We start from the raw sequence: 24,710 nt of genomic DNA, 5'->3' as shown, positions 1-24,710 counted from the left end.
CCGCCACAACATGTCGAATCAGGAGCCACTCCAGGGTCTCGACCGGGCGCTTCGCCTCTCGCTACGGGTGTGGCATCCGGACTGCTGGGTCATCGAACTGACGGGCCGACTCGATTTCGGACTGATCGGGTACGGCACGCGCACCCGACCGGACGGTCGGACGACGACGCTCTATACGATCTACGCGAACACCGAGCAACAGCTCTCGGCCGCAGTCGCGGCGATCCGCGACCATCCACAGGTGTACATCGTCTCGGAGGTGAACCAGACACCCCGTCGAGAGTCGGGAGCGGTCCCTGGAAACGCGACGAGAGGTCTCCTCGTCGACCACGACGGGACGACGCAAATCAGCGACGAGTTCACCTCCCGAGGCTTCGTGCACGCCGAACCCGTCGACGGGAACAACGGGTTCGAGTACTGGACCCTCCTCACCAATCACGGCCGGTCGGAGGTCCAGCCGCTTCTCGACGAGATCTGTGCGAACGTCGGCGCCGAGATCACCGTACTCGGGTTCGGGGAGGCGTCGTGGGGGACGGGACTGGGAGGACTGCCGCTCCACCGACTCACCCGACGGCAACACGAGGTGTTCCGACTCGCTCGTCAGAACGGGTACTACGCGGTCCCCCGACGGATCTCCGCGGAGGAGCTAGCAGCCGAACTCGGCATCACGGCGTCGACGCTACACGAACACCTCCACAAGGTGGAGGCGACGCTCCTCGGTGGCTGACGTCGAGACACGTCGATTCGTCGCTCCGCCGCTCCTTCGCTTTTGCCCGCTCTCCCGGGCGTTTCGCGGAGAGCGTCGGTGAGCAGAGCACGACTCGGTCACGAGTGAGGCTGCCGTGACGGGCCGCGGTAGCAAGTAGTTTAATCGATGGACTGAGCGGCGAGTGGGGATTTGTCGGTGCAGATGTGACGAGTGGGAATTCGTCGGTGCAGATGTGGTGAGATGCGAGACGACCGGTCGTACACGGGCGCGGTGAACCGCAGCCTCGGACCTCCCCACCCGGTCGCTCGCGCCCGGAGGCGCGAGCAGGCCCTCGCGCGCTCACTCACTCACATCCGTTCGCTCGCTCGTCGCGCGCCGACCGCCACGACGTGGGGCGGTGTCGCGTGACGGCTGTGGCTCCGCCCGCGACCAAAACGCGCGAGGTCTTCACAAGCCGGGCGGAACCGGCGGTTCCGCTGGGAGCCGGCGCACAGCGGCGACGAAGTCGCTCCGGTGGTGTGGCTCCCCCGCGCCCGTTGTCTCAAGTCTCGTCTATCAGCATCTCCTCCTCCCGTGCCCGTTTCGATACCTCGGCTACGTTCGGCGACCACTCCTGCTACCGTGCGAGGGTTTCATGGGGCTCTCACCGCGACGAGGGTTCCGCGCAGTTCACAGCGACAACGGCTCGGCGTCGACCCACTGTTCGTCGAACGTCCGCTTCAGGTTCGAGGCGAACTCCGGGTCCGTGAGCGCGATGAGCGCGAACGCCTGCGTCGGATCGAGCGGGTTTGGCACGTCGATACAGACCTCGACGTCGTCGATGAGGTGAAACGACCCCGAGATGGCGTCGTCGACCCGCGCCTCGAAGGCCTCGCTCGTCACCAGCCGGTCGTGGTAATCGTCCCAGACCGTCTCCGGGACGTAGTCCACGAGGTCCGGGGAGAGGAGCAACGACACCTCGACGCCGCGGGCGAGCGCCCGGTCGAGTCGGTCGACGACCTGCTGACTCACCCGTCCGATGTCGAACTGCGGCGAGGGCGTCCCGATGACCATGACGAGCCGCTGATCGGCGGCCGCCAGCCGCTCGACGAGGAGTTCCGCGCTGTCCTCGGGTCCGACCGCCGCGGTCCAGAACTGCTCGTCGGTCGGCCGGTGTGCGTCGAGTTCGGTCGACAGTTCGGAGACGATGGACTCGTACTGCCGCGCCTTCCGGTCCAGTTCGGCCTTCTTGTCGTCGAGGAGTCGTTCGAGCCCCGTCTCCGGCTCGACGCCGACGTACTTTTTCGGTCGGCTCGACGCCTGACTCCGGACGAGCCCGAGTTGTTCGAGGCCGTTGAGGACGTCGTACACCCGCCCCATCGGGACGTCGCTCGCCCGCGAGAGCTCTTTGGCCGTCGCCGGACCGAGACGAAGCAGGGCTCTGTACGACCGGGCCTCGTACTCGGACAGCCCGAGGTCGCGCAGCGTCGCCATGTTCGCACACGCGCTTCGTCGGATAAAAACGCGTCGACGGTTCATGACGCTTCGCTCGGAAATCACCGAGACATGGGCGAAAAACCCGTCTATCCGGTCACTGAAGCTCCGAAACCGCCGACATCAACTCGTCCGGCGTTGTCGCCGTCCGCCGTTCGTCGCCGACGCGAACGGTCGCGTGGCCGTCCGCACAGGGGACGACCACCTTCTCGTGGTCGGCGACCCGGAGCGCCGCCCGGTGGAGGTCACTCTCCGGTGGGGCCTCGACGACGAGGTCGGGCCGGCAGAGTCGCGCCGCGACCGACCCGTAGCCGGCGACCTGGATGCCGATGCGCTCTCGCGCCCCGGCGAACGCCGCGACGGTGTCGTGGGCCACCTCCCGGTACCGCTCTTCGCCCGTGAGCGCCGCGAGGTCCAGACAGACCGCCGCGAGTTCGACGTTGTCGTCGATGGGGCGGAGCGGGCGGTCGACGAGGCCGGCACCCCTCGCGGGGCCGTCGCGGAACGAACCTTCGTCGTGCAGGGTGTCGATGGCGTGGTCGACGACGGCCCGTGCGGTTTCGACGCCCTCCCCCAGCACCTGTTCGGCCCGGCAGAAGGCGGCCGCGACCCGCGCCTGGTCGGAGAGGAGGCCGCGCTCGCCCGTCTCGTCGCCGTCGCGGTAGCGTGTCACGATGCCGTCCTCGACGAGGGTCGTTCGGAGGTGGTCGAGGACCCGTTCGGCGGACGCGCGCACCGTCTCGTCGTCCGTGTACGCGGCGAGCGTGAGGAACGCCTCCGCCGCGAGGCCGTTCTCACCGGCGTAGACGGTCAGGTCGCGCCGTGGCGGAGCCGCGGTGGCTCGTTCCCCCGCGGGGAGGTCGTAGTAGTCCGATTCCTCGGCCGGACCGAGGCTGCCGCCGACGGCCTGGCCCGTCCAGAGGTCGTCGGTCAGGAAGTCGACGGTCGACCGCGCCGTCTCACGGTAGGAGTCGTCGCCGGTGTAGAGGTAGCCGTTCGCGTACGCGCGGACCAGCGCCGCGTTCGTCGCCAGTAGCTTCTCCCGCTCGACGTCGCTCCAGTCCCTCGACGTCGCGTAGCGGAAGAAGCCGCCGTCGACCTCGTCGAACAGGTTGCGCTCGAGGACGTCGAGCGTCGACAGCGCCTGGTGTCGCTCGCGCTTGAGCGCGAACTCGATTGTGTGGGGGAGGGGGAACTTCGCCTCCCGACCCCACCCGCCGAAGTCGTGGTCGTACTGGACCTCCAGTTGGCCGGCGAGGTGCTCCTCGATGGCCGTCGTCACCTCCCCCGCCGGCGTGGGGTCGCCGGCCAGCGCACGCGGGACGCTCCCGGCGTCCGCGCCCCGTTCGTCCCAGGTCTCGCGCATCCGGTCCAGCACCTGCTTCATCCCGTCCGGTCCGAGATACGTCGTTCCCGTGAGCACCCGTCCGTCGGGGGTGCAGAACACCGTCGACGGGAAGCCGCCCATGTTGTACCGCTCGCGCACGCGGGGATGCCGGTCGACGTCGACGCGAACCGGCACGTAGCTGTCCCTGATGACCGCGGCGACGCGCGGTTCCGCGTACGTCTCGCGGTCCATCTCGTGGCAGGCGCTGCACCACGTGGCGGTCAGCGAGAGGAGCACGGGGAGGTCGCGCTCGCGCGCCTCCGCGAAGCTCTCCTCACCCCACTCGCGCCAGTCGACGCCGACCCGTGGCGTCTCCGTGCCCTCGTCGTTCATGCTCGCGGCTGGGTGACGGAGCGGTAAAGCCCCTCGGGATTCGCCGTGGCTCGGGGTCGCTCGGTCACCCGCACTCGCGCCCGGGTCGCGCGACACCGCGTGCCACCGTCCCGTCGACCGCAACGACGACTGTACCGGGTGTGACCCACAACACTCTCACCCTCTGCGAGTGATTCACCCCTCATGCCCTCGCTCTCGAACACGACCGCGCTCGTCACCGGTGCCTCCCGCGGCGTCGGCCGCGGCATCGCCCTCGCGCTCGGCGACGCGGGCGCGACGGTGTACGTCACCGGTCGCAGCGTCGACGCCGACCGCACCGACGACCTGCCCGGGACCGTCGACGAGACAGCCGAGGCGATCACGGAACGCGGCGGCCGCGGTATCGCCGTCCAGTGCGACCACACCGACGACCAGCAGGTCGAAGCCCTGTTCGACCGCATCGACCGGGACCGCGACCGCGGGGAGGTTGGCGCGCTGGACCTGCTCGTCAACAACGTCTGGGGCGGCTACGAGGGCTACGGCGAGTCGTTCGACGACCCGTTCTGGGAGCAGTCGGTCGAGACGTGGGACCGCATGTTCGACGCCGGCGTCCGCGCGCACTTCACCGCCTCGCGGCTCGCCGTCCCCCGACTACTCGATGCGGTCGAGTCGAACGGTGGGCTCGTCGTCACTGTCTCCTCGGGCCACGGCGGTCGCTACCGGGGGAACGTCCCGTACGACGTCTCCAAGACCGCGACCGAACGACTCACGAGGGCGATGGCGTACGACCTCCGCGACGCCCCTGTCTCCACCGTCGCCGTCCAGCCGGGATTCACGCGGACCGAACGCGTCCTCGACGCTATCGGCGACGACCCCGAGGCGCTGGCCGAGACCGAGTCGCCGCTGTACACGGGACGGGCCGTGGTCGCACTCGCGGCCGACTCCAGGGTGGCGGAGAAATCCGGCGGCGTCTTCCGCGTCGGCGAACTCGCCCGCGAGTACGGCTTCACCGACGTCGACGGTTCTCAGCCCGCGCCGTTCGACCTCCCGGGCGACCCGCTTTGATCTCTCCGACGCCGAGCGCAGTGCAGAAAGGCTATGCGTCCCCACCAGCAAACTCGGGGCATGCCGCGTACGCGCTGGCTCATCGCGTCCCTCCTGCTCATTCCGCTGTCAGACGCGCTGTTGCTCGTGGTCGTCTCGGACTTCATCGGGTGGAAAGCCACCGTCGCGCTCGTCGTGTTGACGGGTCTCGTCGGGATGCTCTTGGTCCGCGCCGAGGGTCGACACACTCTCCGAACGCTCCAGCGGAAGGTCCAGACCGGCGACCTCCCGACGAACGAACTGATGGACGGCGCGCTGCTCATCGCGGCCGGCGCGTTCTTGCTCACGCCGGGGCTCGTCACCGACACCATCGGCTTCCTCCTCGCCGTGCCGGTGACGCGCTACCCCATCAGAGAGGTACTCAAACGGTTCGTCGTCAAGCCGTACCTCGACAAGCGGATGGAGGGATTCGTCTCCGGGAACGTCTGGACGGCCGGCTTCCCACAGGAGGAGTTCGGCGGGCCCGGTGGTCCGGGCGGGTCGTCCGGTTCGGGTCAATCTGGAGACTTCGTCGACGTCGACGGCGGCACCGTGAACGACGACAACCGGTGACAGCGCGGTGTTGAAAGGAAACCCTTAAACAAACCAGCGCGCAACGACAGAATGCGCTCACCTGGGCCAATAGCTCAGTCAGGTTGAGCGCTCGGCTGATAACCGGGAGGTCCGCGGTTCAAATCCGCGTTGGCCCACCTCCAAAACGGACGGTCTCTGGCCGTCCCGGATGGGTGGGGAACAACTCCCCAGCCACCTAATCTCGGTGCTTCTACGCTTCTGAGGCACCCCTCTGCGATGGTACGTCGAACAGAGTTTTCGACGGTGGTCCACGCCGTCCAGCGATCGGTTTAGCCGAAACTGCGGACTCGTTGGCGCCGTCTCCATCTCGCCGTCGTTCCCCTCGACCGTTGCGATGAGCGACCTCTCCCCGACCCATGCACGACGCGCGACTCCCGCGTCGTAAACTCCACTTGTATTAGGTAAATTCTTATTGTGTTCGTTCGTGGCCTCCCACATGTCCACGCGACTCTCTGTCTTCGCTATCGTGGTACTCGTCGTCTCGGTGGCCGCCCCCGTCGGCGTCGGGACGGTCGCCGCGGAGACCGGCGGTTGTACGTTCCCGGTTTCGGCGACCGACGACACCGGGACGACCGTCTCGCTCTCGGAGGCCCCCGACCGCATCGTCACGCTGAACCCGAGCGCCGCACAGACCGTCTACGAGATATCGGCGTCCGACGACCCCGCCTGGGACCGCGTCGTCGGTATCTCACAGTTCGGCACGTACCTCCCCGGGGCGTCGGGGAAGACGGTCGTCGGGAACGGCCGTTCCGACGCCACCGTCGAGCAGACCATCGCGCTCGACCCGGACCTCGTCCTCGCGCCGAACACGATCACCGACGCGACCGTCCAGCAACTCCGCAGCGCGGGGCTGACCGTCTACAAGTTCCGCGACGCGGCGTCGATCGACGGGACCGCTCCGTCGGGGAGCACGACCGTCGTCGAGAAGACGCGGCTGACCGGGCGGCTCGTCGGCGAGTGCAACGGCGCGACCGACACCGCGGACACGATGGAGCGCGAACTCGACATCGTCCGCGACGCCCTCCGCGACGAGGAGCGGCCGAAGGCGCTGTACTATTTCTTCGGCTACACCGCCGGATCTGACACGTTCATCGACGAGATTCTGACCATCGGCGGCGTCGAAAACGTCGCCGCCGGCGTCGACAGCGGCTTCTTCGTCATCAACTCGGAGACGGTCATCGCCGAGAACCCCGAGTGGATCGTGCTCAACGGCGACGAGTACAGCGAGGCGCGCGTCCCCGCGGGACCGAACGGCGCGTTCGCCGAGACGACGGCAGCCGAGGAGGGCAACGCCGTCGTCCTCGACGCGAACGAGATCTCACAGCCCGCGCCCCGCGTGATGAACGCCATCCTCGACGTCGTCAAGGCCGTCCATCCCGACGCTTACAACGAAGAGATCCGTGACCGACTCGACCGTTCCGAGGAACTCGGCGGCGCGAAGCAGGTCCGAAGTACGACGCTCTCCGACGGGAACGTCCGACTCGAAGCGCGGAACCTCGGTCGCGACCGGCAGGTGAGCTTCGCCGTTCCCGCCCGAGAGAACGCCACGGCGCGACTGCACCGGCTGAACGTCTCGCTCTCGGCGCTGAACCCCTCGTTCACCGTCGACCTCCGGTATCCCGACCCGGCGGAGGGCCCGCCCGGACTGAACGGGACGTACGCGTTCTCGCGGTTCTCGCTGGAGACGAACGGGCTTCCCGAGGAGGACGTCGACAGGCTCCGCTTCCGGTTCAGCGTGAACGGCTCGGCGCTGGCCGACCGGAGCGCGGCCGCCGAAGACGTCACGCTGTACCGACACAACGGCACCGCCTGGAGCGCCCTCGACACCCGCGTCGTGAACGAGACGAACGACACCGTCGTCTTCGAGGCGACGTCGCCCGGCGCGTCGACGTTCGTCGTCGGCGTCCCCGAGACCGACGCGGCGCAGGCCGTCACCGCGACACCGTCACCCGAGCAGACGACGGCCGTGTCGGTGTCCGAACCGACGACGACGCCGGAGCAGACCACGACGCCGACGACACCCTCGACGGCGACGTCGATGGCGACGACGGACACGAGCGCGCCCGGATTCGGTATCGTCGCTGCTGTCGTCGCCGTCGCACTGACGATATTCGTCCGGCGCACACGCACACGGGAATGATATGACTGTGTTGATGAGATTGCGATGGCGGGCCTAGCATCGGCCCGAGAGATGCCGACGCGACGCCGGTCCGTGGACGACTCGGCACCGACGGTTGGGGAACGGTTTTACCATGGGCGGTCGCCCATCCGAACGGATGCGTCGTCGCCGGTTCCTCATCGCGTCGTTCTCGGCACTCGCTGGCTGTACGGCGACGGGCTACCGTGCGACCGGCCCGCGCACCCCGCCGCTCGCACCCGAAACCGAGATTTCGCCGTCCGCTTCCGTCGATCCCGTCGAGGCACGCGCACAGGCGGTCATCCGCCCGCTCAACGAGGTGTACCGGCTCGTCCGCGGCCCCCTCGGGGGCTTCGACGTCGGGGACGTCGCCCCTGAAACACTCGACGACACCGAGGAGTCGCTGGCACGCGCTCGCGAGGCACTCGGTGCGTTCTCGGGGGAGGTCGCGAACCCGCCCACCCGGTATCAGTCGCTCCCGGCGCTCGTGACCGCCCACGAGCACTTGGTCGAGGGGTTGACCGGAGCGGTCGAGTGCTGGTCCGCCCTGTCGCGGCTCGACGAGAGCGTCGACTCCCCAGCGGCGCTGCTCGACACCGCCCGTTCGGCGCGGGAGGCGTTCGTCGCCGCGGGGACAGCGCTCCGCGAGGTGGCCGATGGGAACCCGACCGTCCCTGCTGCGGTGTTCCTCACCGTCGAGCGCATGCGCGCGTTCGCGTCGACGCTCGAAACGCAGTCGACGGTCGCCGAACGGCTGGTCGACGCGAGCGGGGAGGCTCTGGAGGGGTGGACGGACTGGCGAACCGCGATGGACGCGTTCGAGCGCGACGCGTTCGAGGCGGCCCGCACGACGTTCGACGACGCCCGGGTCCACTACCGCGCCGGCGTCGATGCGCTCGACGGCGTCGAGAACACCGAGAACGTCGACGGCTCGTTCGTCGACCTCGTCGAGACGTGGGCGTGTGTCGCTCGGGCGGGCGTCGACGCGACGGCAGTTGGATTCGACGCCGTCGACGCGGCCACGGCTGGCGATGTCGCGCGCGCCGAGCGCCTCCTCGAACGGGCCGAAACCACCCGGACGCGCTGCGAATCGTGACCGAACTCGCTCCTCGACCTGTTCGGAGGGCAAAACGATGTCTGGCACAAGAGCTATACCCGATGAGCGAAACCGAAAGACAGCGATACATCTGACACCCGATATCACGCCGCGACAATCACACAAAACTTATTACAGAACCGAACTGCCGTATTCCTTGTACCCCTACCCATGGTGGCAACACCGAGTATCGTCGCTCTCCCACACGGGAGTCGGTGAGAAAGTTGCTGTCGCCGATTGCAAATTCAAACCAAACCATGACAGACAACAATAACAAAGTCCGCGCTGTTGTACTCGCAGCGCTGATGGTCCTCTCCGTCTTCGCGGGGACCGTCGCGTTCGCGGGTACAGCAAGTGCTACTCTCGTTCCTGCTAACAGTAGCATCTCACCGGCTACTGTTGAAGGTGGAACGACGAATACACACACATTTACAGTAGAAGTCAACGCAGACACGAGTGACACCACTCCTGCGGTCGTCAACATCTCGATGCCCAGCGGCGTCGACCTCTCGTCTCCCGGTGTTACGGGTGCGAGTGTTGATAACGGTGCTTCTGCCACGTTCACCAACAGTGATGTTTCGGTGAACGACGCGCAGGATTACATCAACCTCACCATCAACGACAATGGTGGTGCTGGCTCCGAGGCAGTTCGTGTTAGCTTCGACGCTGACGTCGGCGCGCCCGACGCGACGGGAAGCTTCGCCGTAAGGGCCGATGTCGACAATAACAACGACGGCACTCTCGAGAGTGACGGCGTGCAGTTCGAGACGCTCACGCTCACTACCGAGCGTTCCATCTCCTCTGGTGGTACGGTCTACCTCGGTGAGGAAGACGTCGACCTGACGTCTTTCTCGGGCGTCTCCGCCGGTAGCTCGTCTACCTTCACGGGCGTCAGCGGCGACGCCGACGGTTCGACGGCATCCGTCAACGACGGTGCCTTCGCCGACATCACGGCCGCGAACAACTTCGAGACCGGCGGCTACAACGTCTCGGGTAACTCCGACGGCCGCGCCGACTTCTTCGTCGTCGAGCCGCAGGTCACTGACCTGACGATCTACTCCGGCGCCGGTACGGGTGGCGCGGACGTCACGGACGGTTCGATCGTCACCGACACGGACACCATCACCGTCGAGGCCGACTGGAACTTCGACGAGGCCGAGAACGTCTCGATCACCATCGAGGACGAGGACGGCCTCGAGGTCCAGTCGCAGCTCACCTCGAACACCGGTCTCCTCGAGATCGGTGAGTCCGGTGGCAACGTCGAACTCTCGGACGTCGATGATCTCGACACGGGCGAGTACACCGTCACGGTCGAGGGTGAGGACGACCTCGACAGCGCGTCGCGCAGCGCGACGTTCACCATCCGCGACGAATCGCAGAGCATCTCGCTGAGCGAATCGACCGCCACGCAGGGCGACAACGTCGTCGCCACGGTCACCGGCACGCCCGGAACGTACGGTCTCCTCCGCATCGAGCAGGGTGACACCGACGACCTCGAGGCTGGCAACGCGAACGCGAGCCAGGTCTTCGCCAACACCGGCGACGTCCAGGGCCGCTTCGGCACTGACGACCTCGCTGGCGACCAGGACGAGGACTACGTCGGCGTTGTCGTCGACATGGACGACGAGGGTGAAGCGCAGGTCCGTATCCTGACGTCCGACCTCGACACGACGACGCTCGACGTCGAGTTCGTCGAGATGGACAGCGCGGACACCAACACCGGCACGCTCCAGACAGCGTTCAACGCGAGCGCTGACGACTCCGCGGAGCTGACGGTCCAGGAGCGGTCGATCAACATCTCGTCCGCCCCGAGCGTCGTCCGCATCGGTGAGGAGTTCACCGTCGAGGGAACTGCTCCCGAGTCGGACACGGTCAAGGCGTACGCGCGCATCGACCAGAACTACGTCCCGCTCGTTGACGAGGACGGCGACTTCTCCGAGGACGACGTCGACTCGAACGGCGAGTTCTCGCTCGACATCGACTCGGGTAGCAACATCAGCCTGCCCGACTCGTACCGCATCGCGGTCGTCGCCGACCCCGTCGACGACGACGGCACGGACTACCTGGCCGCCGGTAACCAGGGCGACGAGATAGACACGGACACCTACAGCGAGTTCGACACGAAGGAGACCGTCACGATCCGCACCGTCGAGGGCGACCTCACGGCGCAGGTCTCCTCGAACACGATCGCCGCGAACGTCGGTGACGAGGTCACGCTGTCGGGCACCGCGCTCGGCCAGGGTGACTCGGTCCGCGTCTACCTGATCGGTCCGCGCGGGAACTTCCTCGACGCTGCCGGCAACTCCCAGGACGCTGAGGAGATCGACATCGACGAGGAAGAGTTCGAAGAGGACTACGACGCGTTCAGCAACCGCGGTCAGTACACGTTCATCGTCGTCGGCCAGGGCCGCGACGGTGACTACGCGTCTGACTACGGCTTCGGTGGCGACGCCCTGCAGTCGGACCTCACGCCGCAGCAGGCAGTCGCGATCGTCAACGACGAGTACACGGGTGCTGGCGTTGACGACCAGATCGTCGAGCTGACGATCTCCGCGGAGAACCCGCAGCTCTCGATCGACGACTTCACCACGAACGGGCAGGTTGCCCAGGGTGAGGTCACCGTCTCGGGTACCTCGAACCGCGAGGACGGCACGACCGTCTTCGTCGAGGTCCTCGGCCAGAACGAGAACGTGATCGCCTCGGACGAGGCTGAGGTCAACGGTTCGACCGGCGAATGGTCGACCACGATCGACATGTCGGACGTCGAGACGGGCACGTACACGCTGCGTGCTGACGACGACGAGGCTTCGGCCTCGCTCGAGTTCGAGCTCGTCGAGTCGGTGAGCACGCCGACCGAGGAGCCGACGCCGACCGAAGAGCCGACCGAGGAGCCGACTGACGAGCCGACCGCGACCGAGGAGCCCACGGCGACTGAGGAGCCGGCGACCGAGGAGCCGGCGACCGAGGAGCCGGCGACGGAAACGTCGACGCCCGGCTTCGGTGTCATCGTCGCGCTCATCGCGCTCATCGCCGCGGCACTGCTCGCAGTCCGCCGCGACTAACTAACCACGACTGACCGGCGAAACCGGTCACACGGTGCGGTTTCATTTCTTCGCGACGCCACCCACCGCGAGTGGCGACGCTCCGACTGAGGACGCTGGTGTCGTCGAACGGGCCGACGTCGCTGACTCCGAGCGACCGCCCGCCCGGTTCCGCACCACTTATACAACTGTAGTTGTCCTATAGCAACCAATGTTGTATCTCCGTTCAGGTCGCTCGACACGACGCATCGCCCGCCGTTCGCCGCTCGCCACGCAAACGTGGGCTCGGACACGACGATGACGGCGCGACGGGTAGCCACCACCGTGTTCGTCCTCCTCGTCGCGGCCGCTGTCGGGGGCTTCGGCGTCACACCGGCGAGCGGCGCGGCGACCGGCGTCACCGGGGCGGCGGTCACGCCGTCGACGGTGACGACCGGCGATACGACGACGGTGTCGGTTTCGCTGACCGTCGAGGGCGTGGACGCGAGCGACGGCACGACGGGCGGGTCGGTCACGCTATCGGTCCCCGACGCCGTCGACCTCACGGACGCACGGGCGACGAACGTCGCCGTCGGACCGAACGCTTCGGGCGACTCGGGCACGGTCGACGCCGACGCCGGGACGGTCACCGTCACCTGGGACGACGACGCGGGTACGGCCGATGAGCGCCTCTCCGTCGCCGTCGACGTCGAAGACGCTGTCGTCACTCGGACGGGTGACTCCTCTGTCACCGCCGCGGTCGACGCCGACGCCACCGGCGGTGCGGAGGTGACCACTACCGTCGGCACCGTTACCGCAGTCGCCTCGGGGAGCGACCGGAGCGTCACCGGGACGCCCGCGACGCTGTATCTCGGCGAACGCGGCGTCGACCTGACGGGACTCGACGGCGTGAACCCTGCCGGAGAGTCACAGCGGCTCTACGGCGTCAGCGGCGACGCTGAAGGCAGTCCCGCTCGGGTCGCCTACACGCTCGCGGCCGACGTGACCGCCGCGAACGGGTTCGTGACCGGCGGCTACGCCGCCACGGCGTCCGGCGACACGGTGGTGAGCGTCGTCCGTCCGCGGGTGACCGAGGTCACACTGTCCCCGGGTTCGACCCCGTCGAGCGTCGACGTGGCGAACGGCTCTGTCCCCCAGAGCGTCTCACAGCTGACCGTCACCGCCGAACGCAACTTCGCGGACGCGGAGAACGCCACCGTTACCGTCGAGGACGCGGACGGCTTGGACGTCACCGCCCAGGTCACCGACTCGCCGACCATCGCGACCGGCGAAAGCGTCACGCTCGACGTCTCGGACCTCGACGCGGGGGATACGACGTGACCGTCGAGGGTGCGGACGACCTCGACAACGCCTCCCGGACGGTCTCGGTTCGGATTCGTGACGCCGAGAAGGTCGTCTCGCTCTCGCGGACGCGCGTCACTCGTGGCGAGAGCAGCGTCGTCTCGGTCGCGGGCGCGCCGGGCGAGGTCAGGTACGTCCGCGTCGCCGCCGATGCATTGGGCGAGGGGGCGGCGGTCAACACCCCGACGGCGCGTGCGGTCTTCGACGACACGGCGGCGGTCCAGACCGTCGGAGCCGACGCGGACGCGGGCGTCGTGTACGCCGTCGTCTCCCTCGACGACGACGGCCTCGCGGACCTGCGGCTCCAGACGGAACGATTCGGGACGGGGTCGGTCGACGTCGAACTCGCCGCGTCCCTCGACGGCGCGGTCGAGGACGACGCCACCCTCGACGTCCGAGAGCGCACCGTGACCGTCAGCGGGGCTCGAACGACGGTCGTCGGCGAATCCGTCACCCTCTCGGGCACGGCCGTCGAGAGCGAGCAGGTCAAACTGTACGCGGCCGTCGGCGAGTCGTACGTCCCGCTGTACGCGGAGAGCGGCCTCGCCGAGACCGACGTCGGGGGCGACGGGACGTGGGAGGTCGACGTCGACACCGCACGCGTGGTCGACATCCCGGGGACGTACCGGATTGTCGCTGTCGCCGATCCGGCGGAACAACTCGGGTCGTCGGCCGACATCGACAGCGAGACGCTCCGGATGTTCGACGTCCGTGACTCGGCCTCGCTGACGACGGTCGAGGGCGCGCTCTCGCTCTCGGCGTCGCGGACGACCATCGCCGCCACCGGCGGGGACGAGTTCACCCTCTCCGGTTCGGCGGTCGGGCAGTCCGACGAACTCCGCCTCTACCACGTCGGACCGCGAGGCGACGCGGACCTGACGCTCGTCGACGAGCGCGACGGCGCGTTCGAGCAGGAGATAGACGGCGTCGACATTCGGGGAACGCACACGTATCTGCTCGTCGGGGCCGGTCGTGACGGGGAGTACGCCCACGCCGAGGCCGAGCGTCCCGCGGTCGGGACGTTGCTCTCCGGAGACGAGACGTCGGCGGCCGCCATCGCGAAGCTCCGCGACGCCTACACCGGGGCGGGGTCGGACGATACAGTCGCCGCCGTCGAGGTCGAAGCCGTCGACGAGACGCTCTCGATTTCGACGCCCGCGGCCCAGGTCGCAGCCGAGACGGTGTCGGTCGCCGGGCGGTCGACGAACGAGGACGGGACGACGGTGTTCGTCGAACTCCGCCGGGGGGAAGAGACCGTGAGCACCGCCGAGGCGTCGGTGACGAACGGGACCTGGAACGCGACGCTCGACCTCACCGGGGTCGAACCGGGGACGTACCGACTGTCGGCAGGGACGGCCACGACCCGCGCCTCACAGGAGGTGACCGTCCGTTCGCCGGCATCGGCGTCGGGGACGGCTACGTCGAACGGGGAGCAGTCGAGCGACGGTACGACGCCTTCCTCGAACGAGGCACAGTCGCGCGCGACTGCGACGACCACCGCGACTGACACGTCGTCGAGCGAACCGGCGGGGACCAGTCCGGGGTCCGCGGCGACCGACGACGGGTCGACGACGGCCACGCGGTTCCCCGGCCTCGGTGCCGTCCCCGTCGTGGGGGCGCTCGCGCTCGTCGTCCTCGGACTCGTCGGCCGGGGTCGGCGCACGGGCGCGAAAGGGACGGAGAACGAGACCGAGTGACCGCGCCGCCGACGGTTACGATTGCGGTTGTGGTTGCGGTTGCGAGACGGGCTGGGCCGTCACGGTGACGTTGCCCGCGTCGGTTTCGAGCGTCACCTCGTACTGGCTCGTGGGGCCGACCAGCCAGAGTCGGCCGCCGCTCGTCTGACCGACGCGCTCGTCGTCGACGTAGACGGTGCCGTCGACGGGCTGGTCGGTCGACGTCGCCCTCGCGGTGACCTGCACCGGACCGCCTCCGAAGCTCTGGTTCACCCGTAGGGTCGTCCCGTTCGCCTCGGCCGAGGTGGGCTGGCCGGTTGGCATGCGGCTCAGTGACTTGTACTGGACCTCGCTGAAGACGCTCTGGGTGCTGCCGTCGAGGTAGCTCGTCAGCCGACCGTGGGTGTGGTCGACGTTGATCCGGTAGAAGCCGTTCTCGAAGTTGGTGTACGTCCGAACCGAGGAGGTGTCGCTCGTCCACGCCCACGGGTACAGCGTCCCGATGCGGTCGATGACCTCGCTCTCCGAACTGAACCCGTCGGAAGCGGTCACGTCGATGTTCGCGGGGACGTTCGCCTCCCTGATGTAGGTGTTTCCGCGGATGGCCGCGAGTGCGACCCCCTCGTCGGCGACCGAGACGTGGATGCGTGTCGAGGCGGCTTCGCCGCGGAAGACCGCTCGCGCGTGTTCCCGGACGGGGCCGTGGAGCATCGCCAGTCTGACCTGTAGCGACTGCAGGCGGTCCTCGGTCGAGGAGAGGAACTGTACCTGTGAGACCTCGTCCTGGAGGAGCGAGACGAGCTGGTCGGCCTGTCGAGCCTCGGCGTCGACCGCGGCGAGCGTCCGGAGGAGCTCTTCGGCCGAACTCTCGCCGCGCTCGTACCGGGCGAGCGCCTGTCGTTCCGTCCGTTCGAGCGCCTCGACGTCCACGGCGAGTCGCTCGGTCTCCTGTCTGAGCACCTGGCGACGACGGTCGACCGTCGAGGCGTCCTGGAGTCGCTCGCGGACGATGCGTTCACGAAGCTGGATACCCACAGCTCCGCGGGTCGCCGTCACCGCCGGCGCGAGGTCCATCGACGACTGGGCGTACCCCGACGTGGTCTCGCCGGTGAGCAGGAGGACGCTCGTGGAGTTCTGTCCGGGGATGGGCTGGACCTGTGCCGCCGGACGCCTGTCCACCCCGTCGGCGTCAGCGGCACCGACCAGGGGTGTCGACATCGGGAGGGCGGCGACGACGACGAGGAGGGCACAGAGGGTGCTGAGGGACCGTCGCATATGTTCCCTACGACCCCGTTCGGGCGTAAATCTAGTGGTTATCACGCGATAGGATGCACGCCGACACTCGACGGCGCGAACGTGCCTCTCGGGGGCTCGTTTCGGGACGTCGCTCCCGAGAATCACGCGCGAAAATCCGCCCACAAAGGACTTAGCTCCCGCTCGACTGAACGTCACATGCACCCCTCCCGCGCGCTCGTGGCCGCCGTGTGCGCCACGGTTCTCGTGAGCGTCCTGTCCCTCGCGGCGGTCCCGCCCGTCTCGGCCGCGCCCGGAAGCGGGTTCGGCGCCGAGAGCTACGAACAGCAGGCGGGCGACGTCGTCGCTGTCGACCTCTCGGTCCCGAGCGGGTCGACGGTGTCGCTCGTCGTCGGTGGCCCCGGGTACCACGCCCGAGCGACGGTCGTCGACGTGAACGACGACGGGTTCGTCGTCGTCCGCGTGAACACGTTCGCCGCCGGGTGGCAGGCGACGGAACGCGTCGCGTACGACGCCGTCGGCGCCGACCGTGTCGCCCACGTCGTCCGCGAGTCTCCGAGGCGGTCCGCGCCGCTGGCGACGGGGCCGTACGCGCTCGCACTCCAGGGGCCCGTCGAGGACCGCGCGCGCCTCGACCTCACGGCGGCCACGTTCGACGCGGCAGTACCGTCCGTCGCTCCGCGCGACGCCCATCCGGCAGGACCGACAGACGTCGCGAGCCTCCCGTCGAACGGGACGGCCGCCGCCGGCGACTGGGCGGTCGTGACGTTCCACGCGAGCGGCATCGGCGGCGTCGCGCGCCTCGACGACGCGCCTGCAGCGAACCTCGTCTACGCGACGGAGAGCGCCCCGAACGCGGAGTCGACGCACGTCGTCCGCCACACCCTCGCGACGAACGACACCCCCGCGACCCTGACGGTCGACTACGACGCCGGCGACGGCGGCGTGCCGAGCGACCTCGCGGGCGTCTCCCGCGAGACGCTCGCAGTGGGCTACGACCGCGACGGGGACGGCGATATCGACGTCGACCTCGTGCCCGCAGTCTCACACGTGACCCTCCCCCGCGAGGGTCGGGTCACCGTCTCGTTCGCCGAGGCGCCGCCCGCGACCGCCGGCGACGTCCTCGTGGTTCGACTCCCCGTGACGAACCCGGACCGTAGCGGCGCGGACGCCGTCGCGGTCACCGTCGACGACCGACGCACCGTGGGGACGGTCGAGTACGGCCTCGTCGGGAGCGGCGCGCTCGGGAACGGTCTCGACCTCCGCCTCGCGCCGGTCGACGCGAACGGAAGCGTCGGTGACGCTCGCCCGGTCTCGCCGGCGGTCCACGAGGTGTTCGCCGACAGCGACCGGGACACGCTCTCGGTGGTGTTCGACACCACGCTGCTCGACCGCGGCACGTACGCGGCGACGCTGTCCCTGACGCCGGCGAACCCCCGGGTGAGCACGGCGCGCACGCTCACGACCACGTTCACCGTGGTCGAACGACGGGTCACGCTCGTCCGTCCGGCGTCGACGTTTGCCGTCGACGCGCCGACCGTCCCCGTCGAGGTGACCACGACGCTCGCGCCCGGTTCCGAACTCACCCTCCACGTCTCCTCGGAGTCGGCCCCGAACGTCCTGCAGGTGTACGTGTTGACGGTCGAAGCCGACCGGACCGCGTCCGTCGACGTCACGCTGACCGAGCGACTCGCGGGCTCGGAGGTCCGGTTCGTCGTCCGCGAGAACGGTCGCCCCGTCGCCGGGCCCCACGTCGGGCGCCCCGCGTAACTCTCCACCGCGCGACTGTCTCACTGTCCGTCAATTAACTCAATTCCGTATAACAGTAGTATTATATGGAGCGGAGACATACGGTGTGGTGATGCCCGAAATCACCGTCTCAGACAGTCTCTACAGACAACTCGTCGACGCGGCTGCCGGTGAAGACCTCGACAACACGATGTGGCGGATGGTACACAAGTACCAGCGCGGCAACAGCCCGGGCGAGTAGGGCTGTCCCCTCTGCGGTTCCCGCTCTTGATCGTACCCGCCGAGTGACGACGCCGTCCGTCGACACTGTCGACCCACCGCCGTCCTCGACTGGCGGGCCTCGGACGACCGCCTTGCTTCTCGGACGACCGTCTGCCTATTTAGCGTCCGCTGTCGTTCCCTCGCCGTGGCAAAGAAGGCAAAGAAAGCGAAGGACACCACGGACCTCGGGTCGATTTCGGGACTCCCCGCTGACCTCGGTATCGACGCCGACTTCGGCCGCGCCCAGCAGCGACTCGTCGTCACCCACGACACCCGCCGATACGGGAAGCCCGTCACCGTCGTCGACGGGTTCGACCTCGACGCCACCGAACTCAAGGCGACGGCGTCCGCGCTGAAGCGTCGACTCGCCGTCGGTGGGGCGTCGACGAGGGGCGCATCGAACTGCAGGGACGGCACGACGAGCGTCTCCGGGCGGCGCTCTCGGACCTCGGATTCGTCGTCGAGCCCTGACCGGGGCTGGTAGTCCGTCCGCCATCGACCGCACACTGCCGGGCGGTCGGAGCGGTACACAGTGACAGCGGTTTCTGTGATCTGTCGGGCGAGACGTTCATCCCGTCCGGTGTGCTACCCTCAGGCATGAGTCGCCTCGACACCGGGCCGCTCCACAAGGCGCTTGAGACGGCAGCCGTGTTCAGCGAGCGCCGTCCGTCGCTGCGCGAACTCTGGGACAGCCGGAGCGGTCGGTTCGACCGCCTCCACGCCGTCCTCCCGTCGACCGCCGTCGTCGGTAGAGAGGTGACGCTCACGCTCCAGGCGTGGGACGAGTACGAACGGCTCTTCCCCGGCGTCGACGGTCCCGTTCGACTCGACACGACCGACGATGCGGCCTCTGTTCCCGGGGCGGTGCGGTTCCCCGACGGCCACGACGGCGTCGCCCGGACGTCGGTCTCGTTCGGCACGCCCGGCGTGCAGTATCTCGTGTTCCACTACGAGGGGCAGCGGTTCGTCTCCAACCCGGTTCGGGTCCACGCCTCGCCCCCCGAAGAGCGGATCTACTGGGGCGACCTGCACCTGCACTCGCGGCTCTCCGACGGGACGGGAGACATCGAGACGGGGATGCGCTTCGGCCGCGACGTCATGGCGCTCGACGTCGTCGCCTACACCGACCACGACACGATGGGCTTTTTCATCCCGCCGCAGTTGCAGCGGCGGCGGATGCACCGCCGGTACTTCGACCGGATGAAGGCGACCACGGAGCGCTTCTACACGCCCGGTGAGTTCGTCACCCTCTTCGGGTACGAGTGGACGAAACAGCCGAACGTCGCCGGACACGTCAACGTCTACTTCGACGGCGTCGACGAGGCGGAACTGTTCGACTCGCTCGCGCGCGAGACGAACACGTACGAGGCGCTGTGGTCGCGGCTTCGGGAGTGGCGGGCCGAACACGCGGGTGACGTCGTCACCGTTCCGCACCACCCGGCGGAGGCGATGTACCCGTTCGACTTCTCCGCCGTCGACTACGACGACGAACTCGCGCCGCTCGTGGAGGTGTACTCACAGTGGGGCTCAAGCGAACGCCCGGGAGTCGAGGGGAACCGGTTCCCGCTGGCGATGGGGCAGGGCGAGGTCGGAAGGGCGGGTCACTACGCGCGGGACGCCCTCCGCCTCGGCTACCGCGTCGGGTTCGTCGCGTCGGCGGACTACCACGGCCCCCACCCGGGACACTCGCTCATCCACGCCGACCCGCACCTCCCCTCGCTCGACGAGTGGCTCGCCGACGGCGTCGGCTGGTCGCACATCTGGCGGGTCTGGAACGAACAGTCGTACCCCGGCGGGTTGCAGGCGTTCCGCGCGCCGGAACTCACCCGGGAGGCGATATTCGCAGCGTTGCGGTCGCGGCGAACCTACGGGACGACCCAGCCCCACCGTATCCTCGTCGACTTCTCTATCGACGGAGTCGCGTTCGGCGAACGCGACAGCACCGTCACCGTCGAGTCACGCGATTCCCCGCGCGAAGTCAGGGTCGCCGTCGCGGGCACGGCGCCCCTCCAGCGCGTTCGCGTCGTCAAGAACAACCGGCCCTGGCGGACCGTCGACGGGACCGCCGACCCCGACGCGCCGCTCGAAACGTTCACCGTCGAGGAGACGTGGACCGACACCGACCCCGTACGGGGAATGTGGTGGGATTCGGAGCGAGGAACCGACGCCGACGTCTACTACGTCCGCGTGACGCAGGCCGCCCGGCCGGACGACTACGCGGGGATGGCGTGGGCGGGGCCCATCTGGGTCGAGGTCGAGTGACGTCACTGATCGTCGTTCGGAGCGTTCGGCAGCCACGGTCGTCACGGCAGAAAACCCGTCACGCCGGTACTCTCGGCGACGAGCCACAGGATGAACACCAGGTACAAGAAGAGCAGGACGTACGACTCGCGGGTCGTCAACAGCATGTCGGTGCGGAGGATGGCGAAGAACGCGACCGAGGCGAAGACGAGGAAGGTCATCATCGGGACGACGGTTGCGAGGTCGACGGTGACCGTGCCCGCGACGAGCACCCCGGCCGGGAGCGCGACGAGGAGGGCGAAGACGTTCGAGCCGAAGACGTTCGCGAGGCTCACCGAGGCGTTGCCGACGCGCGCGGCCGCCACCGAGACGAACGTGTCCGGAATCGACGTCCCGGCGGCGACGACCGTCAGGCCCCAGAGGAACGCCGAGGTGTCGAACAGTTCGCCGAAGCCGACCGCCGCGCGGACGAGGAACTCCGCGCCGACGAGGATGGCGACGAGCGCTCCCGCGAGAATCGCCCACTGCCGCCGGACGTCGACTCTCTTTCGAACGGCCGTCCGGCGGTAGTCGACGCTGTCGTGGTACTGGATGAACACGTACAGCCCGTAGAGCGCCATCGGGAGGAGTGCGAGGAACCACGTCAACCGCCCGTCCAGGGACTCGGCGGTCGTCTCGACCGGGTAGTACAGCACCGCGAGCGTGAACGCGAGGAGCAGCACCGCCAGCGAGAGGAGGTAGAACTGCGCCTCCTTGTAGACGAGGTCACGGTTCGAGGCGAGGCGGCCCTCGCCGGCGAGCGCCGACACCGAGGGGATGACGAGGATGTTGTACACCGCCGAGCCGATGACGGCGCCGACGCCGATTTCGAACGCGTCGTACCTGAGGGTCGCGATGACCGTGCTCGACAGTTCGGGGAACGACGAACCGACCGCGGCGATGACCGCGCCCTGGACCACTGGCGGTAAACCGTAGTGGCCACCGAGTCGTTCGGAGGCGCTGACGAGGTAGTCGCCGCCCTTCCACGCGAGCGCGGTTCCGGCGACCGTGAACACGACGAGCAACAGCACGTCCAGCACGGTTCCCCGGAGGGAGGGGCGCGTCAAAAAGCCAGTCATCTCGGAGCTGTCAATCGATTACTCGTCGCCTCGGGTTCTTCGGCCGGTGTGATATCGCCGTCCGGGAACGAAACCCCCGTTTCTCGTCACGAGCGAGGAGACACGACCCGTCGCCGTCACACGGGACGTCCCCGACCCGCACCACCGCGCGTGAACCCTCAGAACCACTCCCGGAGGTACGGGGCCGGGGTCTCGACGGGCAACAGGGCGTCGAGCCGCGCGACCGACTCGGCGTCGCCGTCGACGCCGCCCAGCGTCGCGAGGTCGGTCGCGGACCGTGCCCCCACGACCAGCCGAGAGAGCGCGCCGACGTCGATGTCGACTGCCTGCTCGGCCTCTCCCCTCCCCGCCTCGACCGCACGGCACGTCGTCAGCCCTCCCTCCACTCCCACCGCGAACCGGCCGTCGTTCCACTCGTACCGCGGGTCGCGAACCGAGAGGACGACCCGGTCGTCCGACGCGGGGGTCGCGAGCCCCGACAGCGCCGCCTCCACATCGACAACGCGGACCATCGGGCCGGGTTTTACCTTCGTGGTCACGTCCTCGTCGGGGTCCGCGAGTCGGTCGAGGAGGCTCGCGTCGCTCGCGAGGAACCGGATCTGTGCGACCTGTGAGTCGTGGTTGCGGAGGAACGCGAGGAGGTGACGGTACGCCTCCTCGTCGGCCGCGCCCCAGTAGTCGACCGCGAGGGTCCGACCCTCTCCCTCGTCCTCCACCCGGTACGCGAGGTACGAGCGGAGGCCGCCGTTACCACCGTCGCCACCGTCGCCCCACCCGTAGACGAACCGTTCGGTCGTCCAGGTGCGGAAGACGCGGAGCCGCCACCAGTCCGGGGAGCGAGCGACCGCGAGCGGTTCCGGCGTGCTCCGCTCGTGGAGCGCCACGAGCGCGTCGACGTCGTCCGGGTCGTCCGCGGAGAGCCGACGGAACGTTCCTTCGGTTTCGGGCGTCGCCGCGGGCGCGTCGAGCGCGTCGGGCGGGAATTCGCAGATGAGATAGTCGTTCGTTCGGCCGTAGCCGAATCGAGCGTAAAAGGCGTGCGAGAAGGGCCAGAGGGCGGCCACCGCCACGTCGCGTCCGCGGAGTTCCTCGTGCATGTGGTCGAGGAGCGCCCCCACGTGGCCGCGGCGGCGGCGCTCGGGAGGCGAGGCGATGGCGGTGACGCCGCCGACCGGTCGGAACGCGCCGCGGACTCGCATCCGAAAGTCGACGAGCGCGCCGGCGACGACGAGGTTCGTCGGTGGGACGTCCGTCGCGTCGCGCGGGCGGCCGGCGTCGACTTTCGGATGCGGGTCGCCGTCGGACGTCTCTCCGGCCGTCTCGTACAGCCCTCTGGGTTCGACCTCGGCGGGCTGTTCGAACGGCTCGTCGTCCGGGTCGGGACCTCGTTCGGGGGCGAACGCGTATCGGAGGAGGCAGCGATAGACGGGGCGGTACTCGTCGTCGTCGAGGACGGTGCGGTACGCCAGCGACATACCCCAGAGAGGTCGCCGAACGACAAAACGGTCCCGCGTTCGCGAACCGAGAGCTTGAGGTTCGTCCGGTCCAACGTCCCGACATGGCAGACAGCGTCGACGACGCGAACGGGGCGGGCTTTTTCACCCGCGACAAGCTGCTCCTGCTCGCCATCGTCGTGGCCGGTATCGTCCTCCCGGGACTCGCCCGACGGTTCCTCGGGGAGGCGGGGTACGCCGGGGTGGGAACCATCGTGTTCGTTCTCGGCTACGCCGGGATGATCTTCCTCGTGTGGTACGGCTGGATTCGTCCGCTGGACCTCACCGGCCCCGTCGACCGCTGACCCTCCCGACAGAACGGAACTTTAATTGCCGATTCGTTCGGAATCTCGAACATGGTTCCGCTCCAGCTCGTAGACAGTTTCCTGCTCGAGTACAACGTCGGGCAGGCGCTGTTGCTCGTCTTCGTCCTCGGGGGTGTCGGGCTCCTCCCGTTGAAGTCACAGAAGCTCCTCTCGTTGCACGTCATCACGTTCGGCGTCGTCTTCCTCCTGACGCCGCAGGCGCTGGTCCCGACGCACTACCTGTTCCTCGGTATCGTGCTCGTGGTCGTCGGACCCCTGCTGTACGTCACCGCACGAGCCTGACCGCGGGTCGTCGGCGCCCCTTCCCCCACGCTCTCGCCGGAACCTCCCTCGCTCTCGTTTTCGTCGCTCGGTCGCTCCCGAGAGCGCGACGTTTAAACGACGACGCTCCCAATCGCGGGTATGAGCGAACCGCGCGTCCCCGGCGGCCGTGGGGCGGAACTCGACCTCCCCTGTGGGCGGACCCGTCGTGTTCGGAGCATCGACCTGGGCATGCGGGAGTTCGAGTGCCCGTGTGGCGAGTCACACGCGACGGTGATGGACGTCCACCCGCCCGAGCGTTTCCTCCCGGAGTTCCTCGTCGACGTGTTGAGAGAGGCTATCGAGACGACGAGCGACGAGATGCCCGAGTTCGGGACGCCGCACCTGATGGCGCTCGTCAAAGAGGAGTTCCCCGAAGCGGTCGTCTCCGCCGACGTCAGCGACGACGGGGAGGTCGGCGCCGGTATCGTCTGGGTGACAGACTTCCGCGCCCGACGGCTGCACGAGATCATCGTCGAACTCGTCGTCGAGTTGATGGAACACGCTGTCAGTCACGCGGAAGACGACTCGCTGCTCACGGAGTTCGAGACGCAAATGCTGGATTTCGACGTTAGCGAGTTCGTAGACCAGTACCGCGCCGAGCGCGACCTCTCGGAGGAGGACGCCTACGTCTGACGGTTGTCTGACTCCCGTCTCACTGAACGCTAAGTCGTCTCCGTGTATACGTATGACGTGAAGATGCACCCCCAGACGGACTTCGAACCGCTTCGGGGTGTGCTCTCCGAGGCCGACGAGCCGTTGACCGCGCGAGAGATCCTGTCGCTCCTCGACGAGCACGACCAGTTCGACAGCGCCCACCGAGTGGCAACTGTTCTCGGCCGCTGGGCCCAGCGGGGCGAGGTCGAAGTGCTCCGCGAGAGCCCGTACCGGTACCGTCTCTCTCACTCGTCTTCCGCGTCGTCGTCCTCGTCATCGTACTCCTAGCACGGCGAGCACACCACAGACTCACGTCCCGACCGCGACCGCGACCCGCCCGCACCGGCGGGTGAAGAGACCGCTCGCCGCTCGACCCCGTCTCGCCCGTTCGATTTCACAGCGCTCTACCGATCGGACCGGTTCGCTCCGGTCGTGCCGGTCTGGCACGCTTCACGCGCGGGT

The 24,710-nt window shown here is 68.3% G+C and carries 20 protein-coding genes, 1 tRNA gene and 2 pseudogenes; 18 read left to right on the top strand and 5 right to left on the bottom strand.

What is annotated here, in order from left to right; genetic code table 11:
* The first annotated feature begins 10 nt into the window (after positions 1-10).
* Positions 11-727: a helix-turn-helix domain-containing protein gene (locus C2R22_RS16600; protein ID WP_103426751.1), complete on the top strand. Its 717-nt coding sequence runs from the start codon at positions 11-13 to the stop codon at positions 725-727.
* A 651-nt stretch (positions 728-1,378) separates the two neighbouring features.
* On the opposite strand, the gene C2R22_RS16595 is transcribed toward C2R22_RS16600, so the two are convergent.
* Together C2R22_RS16595 and C2R22_RS16590 are read right to left on the bottom strand one after the other, a co-directional pair.
* Entirely contained in the window at positions 1,379-2,182 is an 804-nt protein-coding gene (locus C2R22_RS16595; RefSeq protein ID WP_103426750.1) for a TrmB family transcriptional regulator, read from the bottom strand.
* Positions 2,183-2,279: 97 nt separating this feature from the next.
* Complete coding sequence (locus C2R22_RS16590) at positions 2,280-3,902, bottom strand: DUF255 domain-containing protein (protein WP_103426749.1); 1,623 nt, start codon at positions 3,900-3,902, stop codon at positions 2,280-2,282.
* A 183-nt stretch (positions 3,903-4,085) separates the two neighbouring features.
* Between C2R22_RS16590 and C2R22_RS16585 the strand changes: the two genes are divergently transcribed.
* The 9 genes and pseudogenes from C2R22_RS16585 to C2R22_RS16550 all read left to right on the top strand — a co-directional run bounded on the left by C2R22_RS16585 (position 4,086) and on the right by C2R22_RS16550 (position 14,870).
* Complete coding sequence (locus C2R22_RS16585) at positions 4,086-4,946, top strand: SDR family NAD(P)-dependent oxidoreductase (protein WP_103426748.1); 861 nt, start codon at positions 4,086-4,088, stop codon at positions 4,944-4,946.
* 60 nt (positions 4,947-5,006) lie between these two features.
* Positions 5,007-5,537 carry an FxsA family protein gene (locus C2R22_RS16580; protein ID WP_103426747.1) on the top strand — a complete coding sequence of 177 codons (531 nt, stop codon included), beginning with the start codon at positions 5,007-5,009 and terminating at the stop codon, positions 5,535-5,537.
* A 63-nt stretch (positions 5,538-5,600) separates the two neighbouring features.
* Positions 5,601-5,674: transfer RNA gene (locus tag C2R22_RS16575), tRNA-Ile, on the top strand.
* 320 nt (positions 5,675-5,994) lie between these two features.
* Positions 5,995-7,698 carry a PGF-CTERM-anchored ABC transporter substrate-binding protein gene (locus C2R22_RS16570; protein WP_103426746.1) on the top strand — a complete coding sequence of 568 codons (1,704 nt, stop codon included), beginning with the start codon at positions 5,995-5,997 and terminating at the stop codon, positions 7,696-7,698.
* Positions 7,699-7,810: 112 nt separating this feature from the next.
* Positions 7,811-8,791 (top strand): hypothetical protein, encoded by a 981-nt coding sequence (locus C2R22_RS16565; protein WP_162562544.1) that lies wholly within the window; start codon positions 7,811-7,813, stop codon positions 8,789-8,791.
* A 257-nt stretch (positions 8,792-9,048) separates the two neighbouring features.
* Positions 9,049-9,138, top strand: a pseudogene (locus C2R22_RS27535) (surface glycoprotein); the annotation flags it as partial.
* A gap of 234 nt (positions 9,139-9,372) precedes the next feature.
* Complete coding sequence (locus C2R22_RS16560; protein WP_162562311.1) at positions 9,373-11,853, top strand: PGF-CTERM sorting domain-containing protein; 2,481 nt, start codon at positions 9,373-9,375, stop codon at positions 11,851-11,853.
* A gap of 276 nt (positions 11,854-12,129) precedes the next feature.
* Positions 12,130-13,152, top strand: coding sequence for a hypothetical protein (locus tag C2R22_RS16555; RefSeq protein ID WP_162562543.1), 1,023 nt, complete (start codon positions 12,130-12,132; stop codon positions 13,150-13,152).
* Positions 13,149-14,870, top strand: a complete 1,722-nt coding sequence (locus C2R22_RS16550) for a hypothetical protein (RefSeq protein WP_103426742.1) — start codon at positions 13,149-13,151, stop codon at positions 14,868-14,870. Before C2R22_RS16555 ends, C2R22_RS16550 begins: the two co-directional genes overlap by 4 nt.
* A 15-nt stretch (positions 14,871-14,885) precedes the next feature.
* On the opposite strand, the gene C2R22_RS16545 is transcribed toward C2R22_RS16550, so the two are convergent.
* On the bottom strand, positions 14,886-16,124 hold the full coding sequence (locus C2R22_RS16545) for a DUF7096 domain-containing protein (protein WP_103426741.1): 1,239 nt from the start codon (positions 16,122-16,124) through the stop codon (positions 14,886-14,888).
* A gap of 177 nt (positions 16,125-16,301) precedes the next feature.
* On the opposite strand from C2R22_RS16545, the gene C2R22_RS16540 reads away from it, so the two are divergent.
* The 4 genes and pseudogenes from C2R22_RS16540 (at position 16,302) to C2R22_RS16530 (ending at position 20,375) form a co-directional block, all read left to right on the top strand.
* Entirely contained in the window at positions 16,302-17,873 is a 1,572-nt protein-coding gene (locus C2R22_RS16540; protein ID WP_103426740.1) for a DUF7827 domain-containing protein, read from the top strand.
* Positions 17,874-17,964: 91 nt separating this feature from the next.
* The gene (locus C2R22_RS27030) at positions 17,965-18,093 is read left to right on the top strand and encodes a hypothetical protein (protein WP_281259244.1); all 129 of its coding nucleotides are present in this window, start codon (positions 17,965-17,967) and stop codon (positions 18,091-18,093) included.
* A gap of 165 nt (positions 18,094-18,258) precedes the next feature.
* Positions 18,259-18,584: pseudogene (locus C2R22_RS16535) on the top strand (translation initiation factor).
* A gap of 126 nt (positions 18,585-18,710) precedes the next feature.
* Positions 18,711-20,375, top strand: a complete 1,665-nt coding sequence (locus tag C2R22_RS16530; RefSeq protein WP_103426739.1) for a DUF3604 domain-containing protein — start codon at positions 18,711-18,713, stop codon at positions 20,373-20,375.
* 41 nt (positions 20,376-20,416) lie between these two features.
* Here C2R22_RS16530 and C2R22_RS16525 read toward each other — a convergent pair whose 3' ends face one another.
* Both C2R22_RS16525 and C2R22_RS16520 read right to left on the bottom strand, forming a co-directional pair.
* Positions 20,417-21,433 carry a sodium:calcium antiporter gene (locus C2R22_RS16525; RefSeq protein ID WP_103426738.1) on the bottom strand — a complete coding sequence of 339 codons (1,017 nt, stop codon included), beginning with the start codon at positions 21,431-21,433 and terminating at the stop codon, positions 20,417-20,419.
* A 197-nt stretch (positions 21,434-21,630) separates the two neighbouring features.
* Positions 21,631-22,947: a GNAT family N-acetyltransferase gene (locus C2R22_RS16520; RefSeq protein ID WP_103426737.1), complete on the bottom strand. Its 1,317-nt coding sequence runs from the start codon at positions 22,945-22,947 to the stop codon at positions 21,631-21,633.
* Positions 22,948-23,030: 83 nt separating this feature from the next.
* Between C2R22_RS16520 and C2R22_RS16515 the strand changes: the two genes are divergently transcribed.
* The 4 genes from C2R22_RS16515 (at position 23,031) to C2R22_RS16500 (ending at position 24,536) form a co-directional block, all read left to right on the top strand.
* Positions 23,031-23,270 carry a hypothetical protein gene (locus C2R22_RS16515; RefSeq protein ID WP_103426736.1) on the top strand — a complete coding sequence of 80 codons (240 nt, stop codon included), beginning with the start codon at positions 23,031-23,033 and terminating at the stop codon, positions 23,268-23,270.
* 51 nt (positions 23,271-23,321) lie between these two features.
* A complete protein-coding gene (locus C2R22_RS16510) occupies positions 23,322-23,573 on the top strand; it encodes a hypothetical protein (RefSeq protein ID WP_103426735.1) in 252 nt (83 codons plus the stop codon).
* Positions 23,574-23,693: 120 nt separating this feature from the next.
* A complete protein-coding gene (locus C2R22_RS16505; protein ID WP_103426734.1) occupies positions 23,694-24,227 on the top strand; it encodes a DUF5815 family protein in 534 nt (177 codons plus the stop codon).
* 63 nt (positions 24,228-24,290) lie between these two features.
* On the top strand, positions 24,291-24,536 hold the full coding sequence (locus C2R22_RS16500) for a hypothetical protein (RefSeq protein WP_103426733.1): 246 nt from the start codon (positions 24,291-24,293) through the stop codon (positions 24,534-24,536).
* Positions 24,537-24,710 lie beyond the last annotated feature (174 nt).

This window comes from Salinigranum rubrum (genome assembly GCF_002906575.1).
Classification (GTDB): Archaea; Halobacteriota; Halobacteria; order Halobacteriales; family Haloferacaceae; genus Salinigranum; species Salinigranum rubrum.
Note: the sequence above shows the minus strand (reverse complement) of the source record. Positions and strands in the feature narration are given on the sequence as shown.

What these genes read in the sequence shown, in the direction of transcription:
- C2R22_RS16600 (WP_103426751.1), top strand. Translation starts at nt 11, where the DNA reads ATGTCGAATCAGGAGCCACTCCAGGGTCTCGACCGGGCGCTTCGCCTC.
- C2R22_RS16595 (WP_103426750.1), bottom strand. Translation starts at nt 2,182, where the DNA reads ATGGCGACGCTGCGCGACCTCGGGCTGTCCGAGTACGAGGCCCGGTCG.
- C2R22_RS16590 (WP_103426749.1), bottom strand. Translation starts at nt 3,902, where the DNA reads ATGAACGACGAGGGCACGGAGACGCCACGGGTCGGCGTCGACTGGCGC.
- C2R22_RS16585 (WP_103426748.1), top strand. Translation starts at nt 4,086, where the DNA reads ATGCCCTCGCTCTCGAACACGACCGCGCTCGTCACCGGTGCCTCCCGC.
- C2R22_RS16580 (WP_103426747.1), top strand. Translation starts at nt 5,007, where the DNA reads ATGCCGCGTACGCGCTGGCTCATCGCGTCCCTCCTGCTCATTCCGCTG.
- C2R22_RS16570 (WP_103426746.1), top strand. Translation starts at nt 5,995, where the DNA reads ATGTCCACGCGACTCTCTGTCTTCGCTATCGTGGTACTCGTCGTCTCG.
- C2R22_RS16565 (WP_162562544.1), top strand. Translation starts at nt 7,811, where the DNA reads ATGGGCGGTCGCCCATCCGAACGGATGCGTCGTCGCCGGTTCCTCATC.
- C2R22_RS16555 (WP_162562543.1), top strand. Translation starts at nt 12,130, where the DNA reads ATGACGGCGCGACGGGTAGCCACCACCGTGTTCGTCCTCCTCGTCGCG.
- C2R22_RS16545 (WP_103426741.1), bottom strand. Translation starts at nt 16,124, where the DNA reads ATGCGACGGTCCCTCAGCACCCTCTGTGCCCTCCTCGTCGTCGTCGCC.
- C2R22_RS16540 (WP_103426740.1), top strand. Translation starts at nt 16,302, where the DNA reads ATGCACCCCTCCCGCGCGCTCGTGGCCGCCGTGTGCGCCACGGTTCTC.
- C2R22_RS27030 (WP_281259244.1), top strand. Translation starts at nt 17,965, where the DNA reads ATGCCCGAAATCACCGTCTCAGACAGTCTCTACAGACAACTCGTCGAC.
- C2R22_RS16530 (WP_103426739.1), top strand. Translation starts at nt 18,711, where the DNA reads ATGAGTCGCCTCGACACCGGGCCGCTCCACAAGGCGCTTGAGACGGCA.
- C2R22_RS16520 (WP_103426737.1), bottom strand. Translation starts at nt 22,947, where the DNA reads ATGTCGCTGGCGTACCGCACCGTCCTCGACGACGACGAGTACCGCCCC.
- C2R22_RS16515 (WP_103426736.1), top strand. Translation starts at nt 23,031, where the DNA reads ATGGCAGACAGCGTCGACGACGCGAACGGGGCGGGCTTTTTCACCCGC.
- C2R22_RS16510 (WP_103426735.1), top strand. Translation starts at nt 23,322, where the DNA reads ATGGTTCCGCTCCAGCTCGTAGACAGTTTCCTGCTCGAGTACAACGTC.
- C2R22_RS16505 (WP_103426734.1), top strand. Translation starts at nt 23,694, where the DNA reads ATGAGCGAACCGCGCGTCCCCGGCGGCCGTGGGGCGGAACTCGACCTC.
- C2R22_RS16500 (WP_103426733.1), top strand. Translation starts at nt 24,291, where the DNA reads ATGCACCCCCAGACGGACTTCGAACCGCTTCGGGGTGTGCTCTCCGAG.